Genomic DNA, 20,266 nt, shown 5'->3' with positions numbered 1-20,266 from the left:
AGTTAATGAAATTTAAAATTCATTCAGATTATAAACCAACAGGAGATCAGCCACAGGCTATTGATAAATTGACTGAGGGAATAAAAAAAGGCTACAAACACCAAAATCTTTTGGGTGTTACTGGTTCGGGAAAGACTTTCACAATGGCAAATGTAATAGAGAAGGTGCAAAAGCCAACTCTTGTAATTGCACACAATAAAACTCTTGCTTATCAACTTTGCTCAGAGTTAAAGGAATTTTTCCCAGAAAATGCAGTTGAATTTTTTGTGTCTTACTATGATTATTATCAACCAGAGGCTTATGTGCCAGGGACAGATACATTTATAGAGAAGGATTCTTCTATTAATGATGAGATAGATAAACTTCGTCACTCTGCAACAATGTCTCTTTTTGAGAGAAAAGATGTAATAATTGTTGCATCAGTTTCTTGCATATATGGGTTGGGAGATCCAATTGATTATGAAAGTCTTGCCATATCACTTAGACCGGGAATGATAAAAGATAGAAATGATGTAATGACAAAACTTGTCGACATACAATATGTTAGAAATGATTATGAGTTTAAACGTGGAACTTTTAGAGTTCGTGGAGATATTTTGGAAATTTTCCCTGCATCTTCTTCTGAAAATTCCATTCGTGTTGAATTTTTTGGAGATGAAATAGATAGAATTAGCGAAGTAAATGCTCTCACAGGAGAAGTGGTAGCCTATTTGAATCACGCCTTTATAACTCCTGCATCTCACTTTGCAACATCAGAGGAAAAAGTAAAAAGAGCAATTGTTACAATAGAGGAAGAACTAGAAGAAAGACTAAAAGTTTTAAAGGATCAAGAAAAACTTTTAGAAGCACAAAGACTTGAACAGAGAACAAGATATGATTTGGAGATGCTTTCTGAAATGGGATTTTGTTCTGGAATTGAAAATTATTCTAGACATTTATCAGGAAGAGAACCTGGCTCAAGACCTTATACTTTGATAGATTATTTTCCAAAGGATTTTCTCACTATTATAGATGAATCTCATCAAACAATTCCACAAATTAGAGGAATGTTTAATGGAGATAGATCTCGTAAACAAACTTTAGTGGATTATGGTTTTAGACTTCCTTCTGCTCTTGATAACAGACCACTTAGATTTAATGAATTTGAAAATATGATGAATCAATGTGTCTATGTTTCTGCAACTCCTGGACCTTATGAACTTGAACATACTGAACAAGAAGTTGAACAAATTATTAGACCAACAGGTCTTCTTGATCCAATTATTGAAGTTCGACCAATAAAAAATCAAATTGATGATATTGTGAATGAGATTGACAGTGCAATTGAAAGAAGTGAAAGAGTTTTAATAACAACTTTAACAAAAAAAATGTCAGAAGATTTGTCAAGACATTTAAAAGAAATTGGGTATAAAGTAACCTACATGCACTCTGATGTCGATACACTTGAGAGAATGCAAATAATAAGAGATTTGCGTCTTGGAAAAGTTGACGTGTTAGTTGGGATAAATCTTTTGAGAGAAGGATTGGACTTGCCAGAAGTTTCACGAGTTTGTATACTCGATGCGGATAAGGAAGGTTTTTTGCGTTCAGTTACATCTCTTATTCAGACGGCAGGGCGTGCTGCAAGAAATGCTGATGGAAAGGTTATAATGTATGCAGATACAATTACACCTTCTATGCGAGTGACAATTGATGAAACTTCTAGAAGGAGAAAAATTCAAGAAGATTACAATAAAGAAAATAACATCACACCGAAAACTATTGTGAAAAGTGTGCGTGATGTTATAAATACTGCAATTGCAGCAGAAGATGAAACATTATTTGAGAGTGCAAAAGATGAAGAAACTGAATTTACAAGAGATGAAATTATGGAAATGATTGATGCTTTAAAACCTGAAATGTATAGGGCGGCAGAGGAACTTGATTTTGAAAAGGCTGCTGAAATTAGAGATAAAATCAAAGAATTAAAAGAGAAGAAAAAGGACGCCATCCTTTAAGAGGTGTTATTATTGAAAGATGAAATAATAGTAAAGGGAGCAAGAGTCAACAATTTAAAAAATGTTGACTTAAATATTCCACGAAATAAATTTGTAGTTTTCACTGGACTTTCTGGATCTGGGAAGTCATCTCTTGCCTTTGACACAATTTATGCTGAAGGCCAAAGAAGATATGTAGAGAGTCTTTCCTCTTATGCAAGACAATTTTTGGGGCAGATGGATAAACCTGAAGTTGATTATATTGAAGGCATGAGCCCATCTATATCTATTGATCAAAAGACCACATCAAAAAATCCAAGGTCAACTGTGGGGACAGTTACAGAAATTTACGATTATCTAAGGCTTTTGTATGCAAGAGTGGGTCATGCTTATTGCCCTGAGTGTGGAAGGGAAATCTCGTCATATACAATTGATCAAATGGTGGATGAAATTATGAAATTAGAAGAGAGGACTAAAATCCAAATTTTATCCCCAATTGTAAGACATAGAAAAGGTCAACACAAAAAAGTTTTTGAGAAGGTAAAAAAAGAAGGATTTTTGAGGGTAATTGTTGATGGAGAAATACACGACATTTCCGATGAAATAGAGCTGGATAAAAATAAAAATCACGATATAGATGTTGTAGTTGATAGAATTATTGTAAAGGAAAAGATTGAATCTAGACTTGCAGATTCTCTTGAAATTGCAACTAATTTAAGTGATGGAATTGCTAAGATAAATGTAATTGATGGTGAAGATTTAATTTTTTCAACGAAGTTTGCCTGCCCCCATTGCAATATTATAATAGAAGAAGTTACGCCAAGATCTTTTTCATTTAACTCTCCTATGGGTGCTTGTGAAGAATGTAAAGGTCTTGGATTTTCTAAAGAAGTTTCAAAGGATTTAGTTATTCCTAATAAAGAACTTTCTATTGATGAAGGTGCTATTGCCTGCTATTCAAACTCAAAGGGAACTTATTATTATGAAATAATTTCTGAAATTGCAAAAAAGTTTAAGTTTAGTACGAAAGAGCCAATAAAAAATGCACCAAAGGAATTTATGGATGCGATTTTTAATGGTTACAGGGGAAATTTATCTTTTTCTTTTAACTCTTATTTTTCTGGAGAAAAAAAATATTCTGGTGGGTTCGAAGGGATTTTAAAAAACTTGAAGAGAAGATACACTGAATCGAGTTCAGATAGAATGTTGGATAAGATTGATGAGTTTATGGAAGAAGTTCCATGTCCAAAATGTCATGGAAGTAGATTAAAAGATTCTTCACTTGCTATAAGAGTTGGAGGACTAAATATTTTTGAACTGACAGAACTTTCAATTGACAAATGTTTAGAATTTTTTCAAAATTTAAAATTTACTAAAAATGAAATGATTATTGCAGAAGAACTTTTAAAAGAAATAAAGTCAAGATTAGAATTTTTAGTAAATGTTGGCCTTGAATATCTTTCTCTTTCCAGGATGGCGGGGACTTTATCTGGCGGAGAAGCACAGAGAATTAGGCTTGCAACTCAAATAGGATCACAACTTGTAGGTGTAATTTATGTATTAGATGAACCAAGCATTGGACTTCACCAAAGGGACAATGCAAAACTTTTAGAGTCTTTAAGAAATTTAACAGATATAGGAAATACTTTAATTGTAGTTGAACACGATGAAGACACAATGTTTGCTGCTGATGAAATTGTTGATATTGGGCCACTTGCAGGAGTTAATGGCGGAAGAATTGTTGCACAAGGTACTGCTGAAGAAATTATGGAAATAGGAGAATCCATAACTGGAGCTTATTTGAGTGGCAGGAAAAAAATTGAAGTTCCCAAAGAGAGAAGAAAATCCAACGGGAACTCGATAAAAGTTATTGGTGCAAGTGAACATAATTTGAAAAATATTGATGTGGAATTCCCTTTGGGAGAATTTATTTGTGTAACTGGAGTTTCTGGTTCGGGCAAGTCATCTCTTGTAAATGAAATTTTGTACAAGAGTTTGGCGCAAAAGATAAATAAATCGAGAATAAAACCGGGAAAGCACAAAAAAGTTGAAGGACTTGAAAATATTGACAAAGTAGTTGATATAGATCAGTCGCCAATAGGCAGGACGCCAAGGTCAAATCCAGCAACATACACTGGAGCTTTTGATATAATAAGAGATATTTTTGCAAATACAAATGAGGCAAAAATGCGTGGATATAAAAAGGGAAGATTTTCTTTTAACGTAAAAGGTGGAAGATGCGAAGCTTGCAAGGGCGATGGAATTTTAAAAGTTGAGATGCACTTTCTATCTGATGTTTATGTACCATGCGAAGTTTGCCATGGGAAGAGGTACAATCGTGAAACTCTTGAAGTGAAATACAAGGGCAAAAATATTTACGATGTGCTTGATATGACAGTCGAAGAGGCAATTCAATTTTTTGAAAATCACGAGAGAGTCTTAAGAAAACTTGAAACTTTAAGGGACGTAGGTTTATCTTATATTAAACTTGGACAAAGCTCTACTCTTTTGTCAGGAGGAGAGGCACAGAGAATTAAACTTGCCACAGAACTTTCGAAAAGAGCGACAGGTAGAACTCTATATATTTTAGATGAACCAACAACAGGTCTTCACTCTGAAGATGTGAATAAACTTATAAAAGTTCTGCAAGAACTTGTAGATCGTGGAAACACTGTAATCACGATTGAACATAATTTAGATGTGATAAAATGTGCTGATCACATAATAGATCTTGGACCCGAAGGTGGAGAAGGTGGAGGAGAAGTTCTTTTCACTGGAACACCTGAAGAGATTGTAAAGTGCAAAAGTTCATACACAGGTGAATTTTTAAAGGATAAATTGGAGGATTGATTTGAATAAAATAAAAAAGTTAAGTATTTTTATTTTGTCTTTAAGCCTTTTGTCAAATTTTGTTTTTGCAGAGGGCTTTGTGAGAGAAAATAATTTTATGAATAAAACTGGTACAGAGAAAAGAGATGAACTAAAGAGATGGCAGGCACAAATGAATTTGCCTGTCACTGGAAATTTAAATGACAAAACCAAGAAGGCTTTATATACAGAAAATTATGAAGCTTATGACATGGTTGTTAATCCTCCAACAAAGGGAAAATGGATTGTGATAAATAAATCGAGAAGAACCCTTACGATGTATAAAGGAGAAAATTCAATTGGCAAATATCCTGTAACACTTGGTACAAGTGAAACACCAACTCCATCAGCAAAGGGTAAAATTCAAAATAAACGCAAGAATCCAGCTTGGGGAGGAATGAATGGAAAATATACTCCAATCGCAGCTGATGATCCCAACAATCCCCTTGGAGAAAGGTGGATGGGGTTAAGCATAACGGGAGCAAATGGATATGGAATTCATGGAAATATTAAACCTCATCAGATTGGAGGTTATTATTCAAATGGATGTATAAGAATGTTTAATTATGATATTGAAAATCATGTTTTTCCAAATATTCCTGTGGGCGCACCAGTTTGGCTTGGAACAGATGCTGAACTTGAAAGCTGGGGAGTGTATCAGTATTCTAGAGAAAAGAAAGTGGATAAAAAAGAACAAATACAAAATCAAAAACCAGTAGAAAAAAGTCCAAATGAAATTATAGAAAATACTCCTTCAGAAGATCTTTTGGAATTTTAGCTAAATAGGTTAAAGGAAAGATTGAAAATTACAATATTTTAAGGTATAATAATTTTTAAAATTAAGTGCGACTTTAAAATATTTGTCGAAGAGAAAGAGGAGAAAAATATGAAAAAGAAATTTTTTAATATTGCAATTGTAGCAATGGCAGCTTTGTTTTTATTTGGCTGTGGCAAAAAAGAAGACACTAAAAATGAAAATAAGGAAGCAGTAAAAATTGAAATAAAAACTACTGGACCAACAATTGATGCAATAAAAGAAAAGGGAAAGATAGTTCTTGGAACGTCAGCAGATTTTCCACCAATGGAATGGGTTTCTTTCCAAAGTGGTAAGGAAGAATATGCAGGAGTGGACATTGCACTTGCTGAAGCTGTTGCCGATTCACTTGGAGTTGATCTTGAAGTAAAGAATATGGCATTTGAAGGACTTATTTCTTCACTTAATGCAGGTGATGTTGATTTCGTACTTGCAGGAATGGAAGCTGATGAAGAAAGAAAAGAACAAGTTAACTTTGCAGAACCTTATTATTCAGGAGAACAAGTTTTACTTGTGACAGAAGAAAATAAAGATAAATACAAAAGTATTGATGATCTTGAGGGAAAAATTGTAGGGACACAACTTGGAACTGTTCAACATAAATTTGCAACAGAAAAATTTGGAGATAATTGCAAGGGATTTGACTTAAATAATGTAATTATCGAACAACTAAAAAACAAGTCAATTGATGTAGCATTTTTATCAGAACTTCCTGCAAAACAATTTGCATCAATTACTGACGGACTAGTAATTATAGAAGATATTGGAGTGCCTAAGGAAAAAGGTTTTTCAGCAGCTGTTAAGAAAGGAAATGATGATTTAACTGATGCAATATCAGAAGTAGTTAAAGGATTAAAAGATTCGGGTCAGGTAGAAAAGTGGCTTGATGAGTATATTGAATTGTCTAATAAAGAAGCAGCGAAATAAATTAATTAAATATTCCCTACATGATGTGGGGAATTTTTTATTTTAGAGGAGAATAAAATGAGTTTTTTAACATCGCAAATTAATTTTTTACAGAGATATTTTCCCGCATATATAAATGGAGCGATAACTACGATTGAGCTTTCTATTGTCGGAGTTCTACTTGGTTTTACTCTTGGAGTTTTACTTGCTCTAATGAAAATATCAAAGTCAAAAATTTTAAATATTATAGCAAGTATTTATATAGAAATAGTCAGAGGCACGCCAATGCTTGTCCAAATAATGATAGTTTATTTTGGACTAAAAAAAGTAATACCAGAACAGTTTACAATTTTAACTGCTCCAATGTTTTTGTGTTCTTTGTCAATAAGTTTAAACTCTGCGGCATATATTGCAGAAATTATTAGATCAGGAATAAGTTCAATAGACAAAGGGCAAATGGAAGCAGCAAGATCTCTTGGACTCAATCACAAACAAGCTATGAAGAAAGTAATACTTCCACAAGCAATAAAAAATATTTTGCCAGCACTTGTAAATGAATTTATAACGCTTATAAAAGAATCTTCAATCACATACACAGTTGGAGTTGGTGAGCTTATGTATGCAGGAAAAAGTATATCTTCTGGAATATACGAACCAGTGAGACCTTTTATATATACAGCTCTTGTTTACTTTATAATGACATTTAGTCTTTCAAAGGCAATGGGACGTTTGGAAAGGAGACTTGCAAATGATTAAGGTAGAAAATTTGAAGAAATCCTTTGGAGAATTAGAAGTTTTAAAGGGAATAGATGAAATTATAAAAGATGGAGAAGTTGTAGTAGTAATTGGACCATCTGGTTCTGGAAAATCGACTTTCCTTCGCTGCTTAAATCTTTTGGAAGAACCTACTAATGGAAAAATTTTTGTGGATGATGAAGAGATTACGTCAAGAGGAACTGACATAAATAAAGTTCGAGAAGATATGGGAATGGTATTTCAATCCTTTAATCTTTTTAACAATTTAAATATTATTGATAACATAACACTTGCACCTACTCTTGTAAAAAATATGGATAAAAGTGAATCAGAAAAAAAAGCAATGGAACTTTTAGAAAGAGTAGGGCTCCCAGATAAAAGAGATGTTTATCCAAGTTCGCTATCAGGAGGGCAAAAGCAAAGAATTGCAATTGCAAGAGCTCTTGCCATGAATCCAAAGGTTATGCTATTTGACGAACCAACATCAGCCCTTGATCCAGAAATGGTTGGTGAAGTTTTAGATATTATGAAAGATCTTGCAAAAGAAGGAATGACAATGGTAGTTGTAACTCACGAGATGGGTTTTGCTAAAGAAGTTGGAGATAGAATACTTTTTATGGACGGAGGATATATTATTGAAGAGGGAACTCCAGAAGAAGTTTTTGGAAATCCAAAAAATGAAAGAACCCAAAATTTCTTGGCAAAAGTACTTTAAAAAATAAATTTAAACTAATGACTTGGGAAACTAAGTCATTTTTTATTTGGAAGATTTTAAATTATTAATGTGAAATAAATTTTTGAGAATATATAGAAAAAAGTAAATGATTAAAATACATTGTAAAAATTCATTTGTTTATCAAAATATAGTACAAGTTTATTATCAAAGCATAATAAAATTAGTTTTAAGGCAAAATATAAAAGAATAAATTAACAAAAAAAACAGTTAAAATATTGTATTTTTTTGTATAATATAGTTTTATTTCTGATAAAATTATTGACATTGATATATATTTAGAATAAAATCAAGTTAGAAAACATTTGCAAAATATATAAAAATTTTTGCACTTGTTAGAATATTAAATTTGTCAAGAACTGCTTGTTAAAATATATTAATTTTAACTTAAACAGTTAATGAATTTATTAAAAAGAAAGGAAGTACAATTATGAACAAAGTAGTATTAACAGGTAATGATCTAGATCTTGAGCAACTAGTAGCTGTTACAAGAAATCATGTTGAAGTAGAAATTGACGAAAAGGCAATTGCTGATGTAAACAAATCAAGAGAATATGTTGAAGAAATTGTTGAAGAAGAAAGAGTTGTTTACGGAATCAACACTGGATTTGGTTCACTTTCAAGAGTAAGTATTTCTAAAGAAGATTCAGCTCAACTTCAAGAAAATATTATTAGAACTCACGCTTCTGGTTTTGGCAATCCACTTCCTGAAGATGAAGTAAGAGCAGTTATGCTTATTAGAATTAATTCATTATTAAAGGGAGTTTCTGGTATTAGACTTTCTACAATTGAATTACTTCTTGAAATGTTAAACAAGAATGTTGTTCCATTTATTCCTGAAAAAGGATCTCTTGGAGCTTCTGGTGACTTAGCACCACTTGCACACATGGTTCTTCCAATGCTTGGACTTGGTAAAGCTTATTATGATGGAGAACTTCTTCCAGGAAAAGAAGCTATGCAAAAAGCAGGTCTTGAACCAATTGAACTTGCAGCAAAAGAAGGTCTTGCACTAATAAATGGTACTACTGTTCTTACTGCAACTGGCGCACTTGCTCTTTATGATGCACTTAAGCTTTCTAAAATTGCAGATATCGCTGGAGCAATGGCATGTGAATCTTCTAGAGGAATTATTGACGCATTCTGGGAAGAACTTCACACAATTAGACCTCACGCAGGATCACTTAAGACTGCTGAAAATTTAAGAAATATTCTTGAAGGATCAACTTATGTAACTCACACTGCTGAACTTAGAGTTCAAGATGCTTATACTTTCAGATGTATGCCACAAATTCACGGAGCTTCTAAAGATACTCTTGAATATGTTAAAGAAAAAGTTGAAATCGAACTTAACTCTGCAACTGATAACCCAATTATCACTCATGATGGAAAAGTAATTTCTGGTGGTAACTTCCATGGAGAATTAATGGCTCAACCATTTGACTTCTTAGCAATTGCAGTTTCTGAACTTGGAAATGTTTCTGAAAGAAGAATTGAAAGAATGGTTAACACTACACTTTCAGGAATGCCTTCTTTCCTAGTTAAACACCCAGGACTTAATTCAGGATTTATGATTACTCAATATGCAGCAGCAGCTTTAGCATCTGAAAATAAAACTTTATCTCACCCAGCAAGTGTTGACTCAATAACATCTTGCGAAAACCAAGAAGACTTTGTATCAATGGGTAACTGGGCTTCTAGAAAAGTTAGAGAAGTTGTTAAAAACACTGCAAGAATTTTAACTACTGAACTTATGATAGCAGCACAAGCTCTTGACTTTAGAATGGAAATGGAAGAAAACAAATTCGAACTTGGTAAAGGTACAAAAGTTGCTCACGATATAATTAGAAATCAAGTTGCTTTCATAGAAGATGATTCAAAAATTGAAATTTATGAAGAACTTGAAAAAGCTCAAGAATTAATTAATTCTGGAAAACTTCTAGAAGAAGTTGAAAAAGTGGTAGAACTTTAATAAATTGGTTATAATATAATTGTAAGAATTAGTAAAAAGTATTAAATATTCGACGGGAGGAAATAAATTGAAAAGAGTAATGTGTATTCCTAACTATTCTGAAGGTAGAGACCTAAAGAAAGTTGAAAAGATCACTGAATGTTTTAGAGCAAAAGAAAATATTAAATTAATTGACTATCAACCAGATGCTGATCATAACAGACTTGTTGTTGAAGTAATTGGCGAACCTGAAGCTGTAATTGATGCAGTTCTTGAATCTGTAAAAGTTGCAACTGAAGTAATTGATATGTCTAAACACAAAGGTGCTCACCCAAGAATGGGAGCAGTAGATGTTGTACCTTTCGTTCCAGTAACTGAATGTACTACTGAAGAATGTGTTGAATATGCAAAAAGAGTTGGTAAAGCAATAGGTGATATGGGAATACCTGTATATCTATATGAAGATGCAGCTTCAACTCCTGCTAGAAAGAACTTAGCAAAAGTTAGAAAAGGACAATACGAAGGATTCTTTGACAAAATTAAAGAAGATGAATGGAAACCTGACTTTGGTCCACAAGAAATGAATGAAAAATCTGGAGCTACTGCTGTTGCAGCAAGATTCCACTTAGTTGCATTTAATGTAAACTTAGATACACCAAATCTTGAAATTGCTGATAAAATTGCAAAAACAGTTCGTCACATTGGTGGAGGATTAAGATTTGTTAAGGCTATTGGGCTTGAACTTGAAGAAAAAGGACAAACTCAAGTATCTATGAACCTTGTTAACTTCGAAAAGACTGCAATCTATCAAGCTCTTGAAATGGTAAAATCAGAAGCCAAGAGATATGGAGTAACTGTTGTTAACACTGAACTTATTGGACTTCTTCCATTACAAGCTTTAGTTGATTCAGCAGCTTACTATATGCAAATTGATGGTTTAAAGCAAGAACAAGTTCTTGAAACATTATTAATTGAGGAGTGATATAAATGGCATTTAAAACAGATATACAAATAGCTGACGAAGCTACTATGCTTCCTATTGAAGAAGTTGCTGCTAAAATTGGAATTGAAAAAGACGATCTTGAACAATACGGTAAATATAAAACAAAAATTTCTTGGGAAGCTATTAAAAAAATAGATGAAAATAATGAAAATGGTAAACTAATTTTAGTTTCTGCAATCAGCCCAACACCAGCAGGAGAAGGTAAATCAACTGTATCTATTGGACTTTCTCAAGCACTTAATAGAATTGGTAAAAAATCTGCAGTAGCACTTCGTGAACCATCTCTTGGACCAGTTTTTGGTGTTAAAGGGGGAGCTGCAGGTGGCGGATACTCACAAGTAGTTCCTATGGAAGATATCAATCTTCACTTCACGGGAGATTTACACGCAATGACAGCTGCAAATAACTTAATTTCAGCTTGTATTGACAATCACATTCACCAAGGTAATGCTCTTAGAATTGATTCAAGACAAATTACTTGGAAAAGAGTAATTGATATGAATGACAGATCTCTTAGAAATGTTGTTATATCTCTTGGTAAAAAAGCAGATGGATTCCCTAGAGAAGACCACTTTATGATTACAGTTGCATCAGAAATTATGGCAGTTCTTTGTCTTTCAGAAAATATCGAAGACTTAAAAAATAGACTTGCTAAGATGATTGTTGCATACAATCTTGATGGAGAACCTGTAACTGTTGCAGATCTTGAAATCCAAGGTGCAGTTGCAATGCTTCTTAAAGATGCGTTAAAACCAAATATGGTACAAACTCTAGAAAATACACCAGCATTTATTCATGGTGGACCTTTCGCAAATATTGCTCATGGATGTAACTCAGTTTTAGCTACTAAACTTGCACTTAAGACTAGTGATTATGCTGTTACAGAAGCTGGTTTCGGTGCAGACCTTGGTGCAGAAAAATTCATGGATATCAAGTGTAGAAAAGCTGGAATTTCTCCAGATGCTGTTGTAATTGTAGCAACAATTAGAGCATTAAAAATGCATGGTGGAGTTGACAAAAAAGAATTAAAAGGCGAAAACATTGAAGCTCTTGAAAAAGGATTTGCAAATTTAAGACGTCACGTTGAAAATGTTAAAAAGTTCGGCGTATCTCCTATTATTGCAATAAATAGATTTGACACAGACTCTGAAGCTGAAATCGAAAAATTAAAAGAACTTTGCAAAGAACTTGGAGTAAGAATTTCCCTTTGTGAATGTTTCGCAAAAGGTGGCGAAGGTGCAGAAGACCTAGCTAAACAAGTTGTTGAACTAATCGACGAAGGAAATAAAGACTTTAAATATCTTTATGATGAAAATGACAGCATAACAGATAAAGTAAATAAGATTGTTACTGAAATTTATAGAGGTAGACAAGCAAAATTTACTACTGCTGCTAAAAAACAAGTTAAAAAACTTGAAGAACTTGGACTTGACAAACTTCCAATTTGTGTAGCAAAAACTCAATTTTCATTTACAGATGATAAGAATATAATGGGAGCACCAACTGATTTTGACATTGAAATTCAAGATGTAAGAGTTTCTGCAGGAGCAGGATTTATCGTTGTTCAAACATCTAATATCATGGTAATGCCAGGACTTCCAAAAGTACCAGCTGCCAACAAGATGGATATTGACAATGATGGAGTTATCACTGGATTATTCTAGGAGGAAAAATGCTTAAAGATTTAAATATAGTTGAATTCGCAGACGAAACTGCATCAAATTCACCAGCACCAGGAGGTGGATCCATTGCTGCACTTAATGCATCAATGGCTGCTTCACTTCTTGCAATGGTTGCAGGATTAACTGTTGGAAAGAAAAAGTATATGGACGTTTCTGAAAGAATGGAAGAACTTCAAACAGAACTTAATAAATACAAAGATGAATTTGTTGAAGGAATAGATAGAGATGCAAACTCTTTTAATGGAGTTATGGATGCAATGAAACTTCCTAAGGAAACTGACGAAGAAAAAGAACTTAGATCAGAAAAGATTCAAGAAGGATACAAAGCTGCAATTGAAGTACCTCTTGGACTTGGAACTAAAGTTACAGAACTTTACGACTATGCAAGAGAACTTGCAGAAAAAGGAAATTCTAATGCAATCACTGATGTTGCAGTAGCTCTATTAAATATTAAAGCTGCAGTTGAAGGAGCATTCTTAAATGTAATCATCAACTTAAATTCTCTTAAAAATCAAGATTATAGACGTGAACTTGAAGAAAAAATGGATTCTGTAAGAAAAATTGTAGATAAAAATCACGAAGAAATAATGAAAATAGTAGATGAAAAATTAGCATGATATATCTTTTAGTTGATGTTGGATCAACCTATACAAAATTAAATTTAGTGGATACAGAAAAAAATGAAATTTTGGGCAGTGCGTCAAGTTACACTACTGTGGAAACTGACGTCAGAGAAGGCTTCAACAAAGCTTACGAAAAATTATCAAAAAAGACTGATGTCAAATATGATAAAATTTTAGGTTGCTCTTCAGCATCAGGAGGACTAAAAGTTGTGGCAATTGGTTTTTCAAAAAATCTTACAACTAATGCCGCAAGACTTGCTTCACTGTCTAGCGGTGCCAGAATTTTAAAGGTTTATTCTTATGAACTTTCTTTAGAAGACGTAGAAGAAATAAAAAATTCTGGTGCTGACATTATTGTTTTGTGCGGTGGAACAGATCATGGAAATCGAGAAAATATAATCTTTAATGCCAAAAAACTTGCACAGGAAAGTATAAAAATTCCCATAGTTGTTGCTGGAAATATTGACACTCAAAAATATATAAAAGAAATTTTTTATAAAAAAGGAGTGCCATGTGAATTTACAGAAAATGTAATGCCAACTACAAATACAATAAATTATAAGCCACTTAGAAATGCAATTGGTAATATTTTTATAAAGACAATTGCCCATGCCAAGGGTATTGATTTATTGAGCGAGAATTTTGAAGTACTTCTTCCAACACCTATTGCTGTTCAAAAGGCAATGTCAGTCTATGCAAAATATTTAGGTAAAGTAATTTTATCCGTTGATATTGGAGGAGCGACTACTGACATTCATTCAATTGGAAAAACTTATTATGGAGAAGAAAATGTAATATCGCCACCAATTGATGAACCCTTTGAAAAGAGAACTGTGGAAGGTGATATGGGAATGAGATATTCTGCAACGGCTCTTTATGAATCAGTGGGAGATGAACCTTTCCTGAAATTTGGAATAAATGATGCAAAAGAAAAGGTGGAATATAGATTTTTCCATACAGATTATGTTCCAGACAATGATGAAGATTTATTTTTTGACAATGCACTTTGTTATATTGCAACAAAGACATCTCTTGAGAGGCACATCGGTCATATAAAAAAAATTGAAACACCTACAAGAACTATTTATAAGCAGTATGGAAAAGATTTGAGGCCAGCAGAAATGTTTATCGGAACAGGTGGGTCACTAATAAATTCAGATGATCCTAAAAAAATTCTATCTGCGATAGGAGATTTAGATGATAAATATTTAATAAATGAAGATATAAAATATTATTTGGACGAGAAATATATTTTATCATCGGCAGGTCTTATAAGTACTGTTGACGAAAAAGCTTCCTACGAATTATTAAATAAATATTTAAAAGAATTATAAAAAAGAAGTTGTCATTTGTGGCAACTTCTTTTTTTAAGCTTTATTTTAATATAAAAAAGTAGATTAAGTAAAAATATTCTACATATACAATTAATTGTAAAAGTATGAACAAATACAATTTATTTTTGGAACAAAATTCTGTTTTTTTAAAATAATATATATTTAGTATAAAAATTAGAATACTAATTAAAAGTATTAAATATAGAGAAATCCTAGGAGAAAATAAATTTGCAGTTTCAGGATAATATGAATCAAGAATTAAGGATATCAAGGGTGTTAATATAATTAAAGACAATAGATATAAATATTCAGTTCCTTTCTTATTTACATTCTCATCATATAGAAAAAATAATATGCCTAACAACATGCAAAATATAGTCAAGTATGTTTTATCTATCACTAGGGATATAATTAAAGTAGTTAACAAAATATTTCTTAAAATAATTTCTTTGTATAAGTATTCTTTTTTAGACTTATGTAAAATAAATATTATTCGCAGCATTTTTTATTTTTAAAGTGTCTTAATCTTTTAAAAATTCTATAAATAGTGTAAAATAGTGATGAGGAGTTTTGTCGTGGAATATTGGGATGTATATAATAAAAAAGGAAAGTGGAAAAGACGCGTTATAAGAAAAGGAGAGCGTCTTAAAAAAAGTGACTATCACATCATTGTTGAAGGATGGATTTTAAGAGATGATGGAAATTTTATTATTCAAAAAAGATCTCTCAATAAAAAGTCTTTTGCAGGTATGTGGTATTGTTCTGCTGGTGGGTCTGTAATATCAAGAGAAACACCAAAGGAAGGTATGATTCGGGAATTTGGAGAGGAACTTGGTGTTAATATAATAGAAGATGAACTCTCTCTTAAAAGAATTATAACTGAAAATAATACAATATTTTACATTTTTTTAGTGCGAAAAAATATTTCTCTAAAGGATATAATTATGCAGGAAGAGGAAGTTATGGATGTGGCACTTGCAGATCCAGAAAAGATAAAGAAAATGGTGGAGGACAAAACTTTTATAGGACTTGATTACTACGAAAAATTTTTCGAAAGTATTTTTAAATAATCGTCTCGAGTGAGGCGTTTTTTTATAGGAGGATTTATGAAATTATACAATACTCTAAGTAGAAAGAAGGAAGAATTTGTTCCAATTAAAGAGGGAGAGGTTGGAATTTACAACTGTGGGCCAACTGTATACAATTTTATCCATGTGGGAAATGCCAGACCTCTTATTGTATTTGACACTCTCAGAAGATATTTTGAATATAAAGGCATAAAAGTAAAATTTGTTGTTAATTTTACTGATATTGATGACAAAATGATTAACAAGGCAAATGATGAAGGTGTTAAGGTTTCTGATATTGCAGAAAGATATATTAAAGAATTTAAAAAAGATGCAAATGGACTTCATCTATATGATTATGAAACTTTGAACCCAAGGGCAACAGAACATATTGGTGAAATAATTTCTTTTGTAGGAACTTTAATAGATAAGGGAGCGGCTTATGTTTCAAATGGAGATGTTTATTTTGATATAAGTTATGCAAAGGATTATGGCAAGCTCTCCAAGAAAAATTTAGAAGATTTAATTTCCGGACACAGAGTTGACATAAATGACAACAAGAAGAATCCCCAAGACTTTGCTCTTTGGAAAAATAAAAAAGAAGGAGAACCTTTCTGGAGTGCACCTTGGGGCGAAGGCAGACCTGGATGGCACATAGAATGTTCTGTAATGGCAAAGACACTTATTGGAGATAATATTGACATTCATACTGGTGGAGAAGATTTGCAGTTTCCTCATCATGAAAATGAAATTGCTCAATCTGAAACTTGCAATGGAGTTCCTTTTGCAAATTATTGGCTACACAATGGCATGATAACTGTAGACAACGAAAAGATGAGTAAATCTAAGGGGAATTTCTTTACTGTAAGAGAAATCGCAGATGAGTTTGACCTTGAAGTGCTGAGATTTTTCCTTTTAACAACTCAATATCGTTCTCCAATTAATTTTTCAAGGGAAGTCATGGAGCAGACAAAAAATGCTAGCAAAAGACTTTACAATGCAAAGTATAAACTTGAAGATGCAATAGAAAAATCAAGTGTTGAAAAAATTTCTGATGAAGAAAAAAATTTATACAATTCTTTTGACAAGCATATAGAAAAATTTGAAAATGCCATGGAAGATGATTTGAATACTGCCGATGCTATAACTGCAATTTTTGATTTAATAAAGGATATTAATTTAAATCTTGATGAAAATAATTCAAAGGAAATGTTAAATAATACTTTAGAACTTTTAAAGAAGCTTACGAGAGTTCTTGGGATAATGGAAAATGACAGAGAAGAGCTTTCTCATGATATTGACAAGCTTATCAAAGAGAGAAATGATGCAAGAAAGAATAAGGATTTTGCGAGAGCTGATGAAATTAGAGATAATTTAAAAGAAATGGGAATTGAAATAGAAGATACGAGAAGTGGGACAACTTGGAAGAGAATCTAAACTTTTTAGAAGTTAAAAATTATAAAGAGAGCGAAATAAGAGAACTTAGTCCTTTAGCACTGGCATATATTGGTGATGCTTGTTATGAAATTTTGGTTAGAAGTAAAATTTTGGATTTGAGGAAAAATCCAAATAAACTTCACAGAGAGAGCATAAAGTTTGTGCGTGCAAAAGGACAAAGGGATCTTTTTGAAAAGATAGAGGATATGCTTACAGAAGATGAGATGAGAATTTTCAAAAGAGGAAGGAATGCCAAATCGCACACTGTTCCTAAAAATGCAGATCCAATTGATTACAGAATAGCCACAGGAGTAGAAGCACTTTTTGGTTATCTCTATCTTTTAAAAAGATATGATAGAATACGAGAGTTATTTAGGGAGATGATTAAATGAAGGTAAAAATTATTTCACATACAATGGAACCAGAGAAGACCATTGCATCTGCTGCAAAACTTTGCTATTCAAGAGTTGGAGTGGAGGAAATCACTGAAAATTTGACAGAGGAATCTACGGAAAAATTTTTAAATAGACTTATGTCTTTTTCGCATGTATCTCCATTGGAACATGTCAGTTTTACCTTTGCAATAGAAGGGGTGTCTAGGACACTTACACATCAGCTTGTAAGGCATAGAATTGCATCATATTCGCAACAGTCACAGAGATATGTAAAGCTTGATAGTTTTGAATACATTATTCCGCCTCAAATAGAAAAAAATGAAGAGGCAAAGAAAGTTTTTGTAGAGGCAATGAAAAGGGATCAAGAGGATTACGATAAATTAGTAGAAATTCTTGTAAATGAGAATGCAAAACCCCTTATTGAAAATGGAATGGATGAAAAAAAGGCAAAAAAATCTGTTGAAAAAATGTCCATTGAAGATGCAAGATATGTTTTTCCAAATGCTTGTGAAACAAAAATTGTTGTTACAATGAATGTTAGGACTCTACAACATTTCTTTACAGTAAGATGTTGCGAGAGAGCACAGTGGGAGATTAGAGAGCTTGCAACAGAAATGTTAAGAGAAGTAAAAGAGGTTGCCCCACTTTTATTTAGAGATGAAGGCCCAGCTTGTGTTACAGGTCCATGTCCAGAAGGCAATATGACTTGCGGCAAAGCAAAAGAAATTAGAGAGAAGTTTAAGAATTTAAAATGAAATATATATATGGAAGAGGGCCAGTTATTGAGGCTCTAAAAAATGAAGAAGTAGAAAAAATTTATGTTGGGAAAAATGCAACAGGTTCAATAAAAAAAATAATTGGAATGGCAAGGGATTTGAAGGTTCCCACAGTTACAAGTGATATAGAAAAATTGGAAGAACTTGCTGGGACGAAAAATCATCAAGCAGTTGTGGCTCTTGTAAGTGATTTTAAATATATTGAACTTGAAGATTTAATAAACAAATTAGAAAATAAATCTGATGCTAAAATTTTTATCTTAGATAAAATTGAAGATCCTCACAATTTTGGGGCAATTGCAAGAAGTTCTAACTTTTTTGGTGTAGATGCAATTATTTTTCCAAATAGAAGGGCTTCAACTGTCAATGACACAGTAGTGAAATCATCTGCTGGGGCGATTTATGATATTGATGTTTGTAAAGTTACCAATATTTCTCAAACTTTGGAAAGATTAAAGGATGCTGGGTTTTGGATTTATGCCGCAGATCTTAATGGAGAAGACATAAGGAATTGTGATTTTTCTGGAAAAGCTGGGATAATTATTGGAAATGAAGGTAAGGGAGTTTCTAAAAATCTCTTGAAGAATTCTGATAAAATTATTACTATTCCAAATTTTTCAGATTTTGACTCTCTAAATGCTTCAGTTGCTGCTGCAATTATAATGTATGAAATTTTTAGATAAAAAATAAAATGAAGAAATACATTAGTAGGTATAAAAGAGATGAAAACTATCTCTTTGTCGATGGATACAATATTATAAATTCGTGGCAAAACTTAATAGATCTAAAAAATATATCTCTTGAAGATGCTAGAAATGAATTAATTGATATTATGATTGAGTTTTCACACAGCACGAGGGAGCATATAATACTTGTCTTTGATGCCTATTTGGTGAAAAAATCTGGTGGAAAAATTTATATCAAAGATGGGATTGATATAGTTTTTACAAAGGAATTTGAAACGGCTGACCACTATATTGAAAGGCAACTTGATGAAATAGGAAAGCTCACAAATGTGAGAGTTGCAACAAGCGACAATGTTGAACAGCAAATTATTTTATCTCGTGGTGGTACTAGAATTTCTGCAAGAGAACTTGAAGCTGAAGTAGAAAATTCTAAGGAAAAAATTTCTAAAGTTGCTAAAAAATTAAAGGAAGAAAAAGTTTCTGCCTTTCAAGAAAGTGACATAGAGGCCCTTAAAATTTTGAAGAGAAATTTAATGGAGAGAGAAAATAAAAAGATAAAGGGGAAGAAAAATGACAAGAGAAAATAATAAAAATAAAAATTTTGAATATTCTTCTATTTCAAGTGCTGAAGAAGAATATACTGAAGACGACAAAAGGATAATTGAAAATAATTCTTTTGAAGACAATTCTCTTTCTGTGAGAGAAAAAGGAGTCGTTTTTGGGTTTGTTGTGATTGGGATAATTTTGTTTTCTATTTTATTTAAATATATTTTTTAATTTTTGAGAAGTTTTTGTAAAAATTCAATAACTGTATTTGATCTGTCCTTTGGGCAGATTTTTTATTTGTGCACTATTTAATTTTACAACTAGTTTTTATGAAAATTAAAGACGAAGATAAAAAAATTCACCAAATTGATTTTAATTTTCATTTATATATGTTATAATTAAATACGAAATTGATAATCGAATTCAAGTATTGTAAGATTTCTTTGAATTTAGTTTTCTATAAAAAGTTAGAAGTTGGTGTAAAAATGTTAAGCTTGGTGATGGCTCCTTTAAATGTAGACTTTAGAATTGTAAGAGTTAAAAGTCTTAAAAATAGCAATGTTACAGAATCACATCTTGCAAATCTTGGTTTTGTAAGAGGAGCAATAGTAAAAGTTTTAAATGAAAATGATGGGAATTTAATTGTATCAATAAAAGGTGCAAGAGTTGCAATTGGAAAAGACATTGCAAAAAAAATAATGGTTGAGGAGATGTAA

At 32.1% G+C, this 20,266-nt stretch carries 19 protein-coding genes; all 19 read left to right on the top strand.

What is annotated here, in order from left to right; genetic code table 11:
* Nucleotides 1–5: 5 nt before the first annotated feature.
* The 19 genes from uvrB (at nt 6) to RH95_RS03615 (ending at nt 20,266) form a co-directional block, all read left to right on the top strand.
* The gene (gene uvrB / locus RH95_RS03705; protein WP_010244551.1) at nt 6–1,997 is read left to right on the top strand and encodes an excinuclease ABC subunit UvrB; all 1,992 of its coding nucleotides are present in this window, start codon (nt 6–8) and stop codon (nt 1,995–1,997) included.
* 12 nt (nt 1,998–2,009) lie between these two features.
* The gene (gene uvrA, locus RH95_RS03700) at nt 2,010–4,826 is read left to right on the top strand and encodes an excinuclease ABC subunit UvrA (RefSeq protein ID WP_010244548.1); all 2,817 of its coding nucleotides are present in this window, start codon (nt 2,010–2,012) and stop codon (nt 4,824–4,826) included.
* Nucleotide 4,827: 1 nt separating this feature from the next.
* Nucleotides 4,828–5,622, top strand: coding sequence for a L,D-transpeptidase family protein (locus tag RH95_RS09215; protein ID WP_010244545.1), 795 nt, complete (start codon nt 4,828–4,830; stop codon nt 5,620–5,622).
* Nucleotides 5,623–5,730: 108 nt separating this feature from the next.
* Nucleotides 5,731–6,585 carry a transporter substrate-binding domain-containing protein gene (locus RH95_RS03690; RefSeq protein ID WP_010244542.1) on the top strand — a complete coding sequence of 285 codons (855 nt, stop codon included), beginning with the start codon at nt 5,731–5,733 and terminating at the stop codon, nt 6,583–6,585.
* 57 nt (nt 6,586–6,642) lie between these two features.
* Nucleotides 6,643–7,320 carry an amino acid ABC transporter permease gene (locus RH95_RS03685; protein ID WP_010244540.1) on the top strand — a complete coding sequence of 226 codons (678 nt, stop codon included), beginning with the start codon at nt 6,643–6,645 and terminating at the stop codon, nt 7,318–7,320.
* Entirely contained in the window at nt 7,313–8,035 is a 723-nt protein-coding gene (locus tag RH95_RS03680) for an amino acid ABC transporter ATP-binding protein (RefSeq protein WP_010244537.1), read from the top strand. Before RH95_RS03685 ends, RH95_RS03680 begins: the two co-directional genes overlap by 8 nt.
* Nucleotides 8,036–8,483: 448 nt before the next feature.
* Nucleotides 8,484–10,022 (top strand): histidine ammonia-lyase, encoded by a 1,539-nt coding sequence (gene hutH, locus RH95_RS03675; protein WP_010244534.1) that lies wholly within the window; start codon nt 8,484–8,486, stop codon nt 10,020–10,022.
* Nucleotides 10,023–10,089: 67 nt separating this feature from the next.
* A complete protein-coding gene (gene ftcD, locus RH95_RS03670; RefSeq protein ID WP_010244531.1) occupies nt 10,090–10,983 on the top strand; it encodes a glutamate formimidoyltransferase in 894 nt (297 codons plus the stop codon).
* Between the two features lie 5 nt (nt 10,984–10,988).
* On the top strand, nt 10,989–12,668 hold the full coding sequence (locus RH95_RS03665) for a formate--tetrahydrofolate ligase (RefSeq protein ID WP_010244528.1): 1,680 nt from the start codon (nt 10,989–10,991) through the stop codon (nt 12,666–12,668).
* 8 nt (nt 12,669–12,676) lie between these two features.
* A complete protein-coding gene (locus tag RH95_RS03660) occupies nt 12,677–13,303 on the top strand; it encodes a cyclodeaminase/cyclohydrolase family protein (protein ID WP_010244525.1) in 627 nt (208 codons plus the stop codon).
* The gene (glmL, locus tag RH95_RS03655; protein ID WP_010244522.1) at nt 13,300–14,643 is read left to right on the top strand and encodes a methylaspartate mutase accessory protein GlmL; all 1,344 of its coding nucleotides are present in this window, start codon (nt 13,300–13,302) and stop codon (nt 14,641–14,643) included. Before RH95_RS03660 ends, glmL begins: the two co-directional genes overlap by 4 nt.
* 575 nt (nt 14,644–15,218) lie before the next feature.
* Nucleotides 15,219–15,713: an NUDIX hydrolase gene (locus RH95_RS03650; protein ID WP_010244519.1), complete on the top strand. Its 495-nt coding sequence runs from the start codon at nt 15,219–15,221 to the stop codon at nt 15,711–15,713.
* A 36-nt stretch (nt 15,714–15,749) separates the two neighbouring features.
* On the top strand, nt 15,750–17,147 hold the full coding sequence (cysS, locus tag RH95_RS03645) for a cysteine--tRNA ligase (protein ID WP_010244516.1): 1,398 nt from the start codon (nt 15,750–15,752) through the stop codon (nt 17,145–17,147).
* Nucleotides 17,132–17,539, top strand: coding sequence for a Mini-ribonuclease 3 (locus tag RH95_RS03640; RefSeq protein WP_010244514.1), 408 nt, complete (start codon nt 17,132–17,134; stop codon nt 17,537–17,539). The genes cysS and RH95_RS03640 overlap by 16 nt, the downstream gene beginning before the upstream one ends.
* Complete coding sequence (thyX, locus tag RH95_RS03635) at nt 17,536–18,297, top strand: FAD-dependent thymidylate synthase (RefSeq protein WP_010244513.1); 762 nt, start codon at nt 17,536–17,538, stop codon at nt 18,295–18,297. Before RH95_RS03640 ends, thyX begins: the two co-directional genes overlap by 4 nt.
* Entirely contained in the window at nt 18,294–19,001 is a 708-nt protein-coding gene (rlmB, locus tag RH95_RS03630) for a 23S rRNA (guanosine(2251)-2'-O)-methyltransferase RlmB (RefSeq protein WP_010244510.1), read from the top strand. Before thyX ends, rlmB begins: the two co-directional genes overlap by 4 nt.
* An 8-nt stretch (nt 19,002–19,009) precedes the next feature.
* Nucleotides 19,010–19,591: an NYN domain-containing protein gene (locus tag RH95_RS03625; protein ID WP_010244507.1), complete on the top strand. Its 582-nt coding sequence runs from the start codon at nt 19,010–19,012 to the stop codon at nt 19,589–19,591.
* A complete protein-coding gene (locus RH95_RS03620) occupies nt 19,575–19,781 on the top strand; it encodes a hypothetical protein (RefSeq protein ID WP_010244504.1) in 207 nt (68 codons plus the stop codon). The genes RH95_RS03625 and RH95_RS03620 overlap by 17 nt, the downstream gene beginning before the upstream one ends.
* A 254-nt stretch (nt 19,782–20,035) precedes the next feature.
* Nucleotides 20,036–20,266: a FeoA family protein gene (locus RH95_RS03615; protein ID WP_010244502.1), complete on the top strand. Its 231-nt coding sequence runs from the start codon at nt 20,036–20,038 to the stop codon at nt 20,264–20,266.

This window comes from Peptoniphilus rhinitidis 1-13 (assembly GCF_000246925.1).
In the GTDB taxonomy this organism is placed as follows: Bacteria; Bacillota; Clostridia; order Tissierellales; family Peptoniphilaceae; genus Peptoniphilus_A; species Peptoniphilus_A lacydonensis.
Note: the sequence above shows the minus strand (reverse complement) of the source record. Positions and strands in the feature narration are given on the sequence as shown.

What these genes read in the sequence shown, in the direction of transcription:
- thyX (WP_010244513.1), top strand. Translation starts at nt 17,536, where the DNA reads ATGAAGGTAAAAATTATTTCACATACAATGGAACCAGAGAAGACCATT.
- rlmB (WP_010244510.1), top strand. Translation starts at nt 18,294, where the DNA reads ATGAAATATATATATGGAAGAGGGCCAGTTATTGAGGCTCTAAAAAAT.
- cysS (WP_010244516.1), top strand. Translation starts at nt 15,750, where the DNA reads ATGAAATTATACAATACTCTAAGTAGAAAGAAGGAAGAATTTGTTCCA.
- RH95_RS03615 (WP_010244502.1), top strand. Translation starts at nt 20,036, where the DNA reads ATGTTAAGCTTGGTGATGGCTCCTTTAAATGTAGACTTTAGAATTGTA.
- RH95_RS03685 (WP_010244540.1), top strand. Translation starts at nt 6,643, where the DNA reads ATGAGTTTTTTAACATCGCAAATTAATTTTTTACAGAGATATTTTCCC.
- glmL (WP_010244522.1), top strand. Translation starts at nt 13,300, where the DNA reads ATGATATATCTTTTAGTTGATGTTGGATCAACCTATACAAAATTAAAT.
- RH95_RS03620 (WP_010244504.1), top strand. Translation starts at nt 19,575, where the DNA reads ATGACAAGAGAAAATAATAAAAATAAAAATTTTGAATATTCTTCTATT.
- RH95_RS03665 (WP_010244528.1), top strand. Translation starts at nt 10,989, where the DNA reads ATGGCATTTAAAACAGATATACAAATAGCTGACGAAGCTACTATGCTT.
- RH95_RS03660 (WP_010244525.1), top strand. Translation starts at nt 12,677, where the DNA reads ATGCTTAAAGATTTAAATATAGTTGAATTCGCAGACGAAACTGCATCA.
- RH95_RS03680 (WP_010244537.1), top strand. Translation starts at nt 7,313, where the DNA reads ATGATTAAGGTAGAAAATTTGAAGAAATCCTTTGGAGAATTAGAAGTT.
- uvrB (WP_010244551.1), top strand. Translation starts at nt 6, where the DNA reads ATGAAATTTAAAATTCATTCAGATTATAAACCAACAGGAGATCAGCCA.
- hutH (WP_010244534.1), top strand. Translation starts at nt 8,484, where the DNA reads ATGAACAAAGTAGTATTAACAGGTAATGATCTAGATCTTGAGCAACTA.
- RH95_RS03625 (WP_010244507.1), top strand. Translation starts at nt 19,010, where the DNA reads ATGAAGAAATACATTAGTAGGTATAAAAGAGATGAAAACTATCTCTTT.
- RH95_RS03690 (WP_010244542.1), top strand. Translation starts at nt 5,731, where the DNA reads ATGAAAAAGAAATTTTTTAATATTGCAATTGTAGCAATGGCAGCTTTG.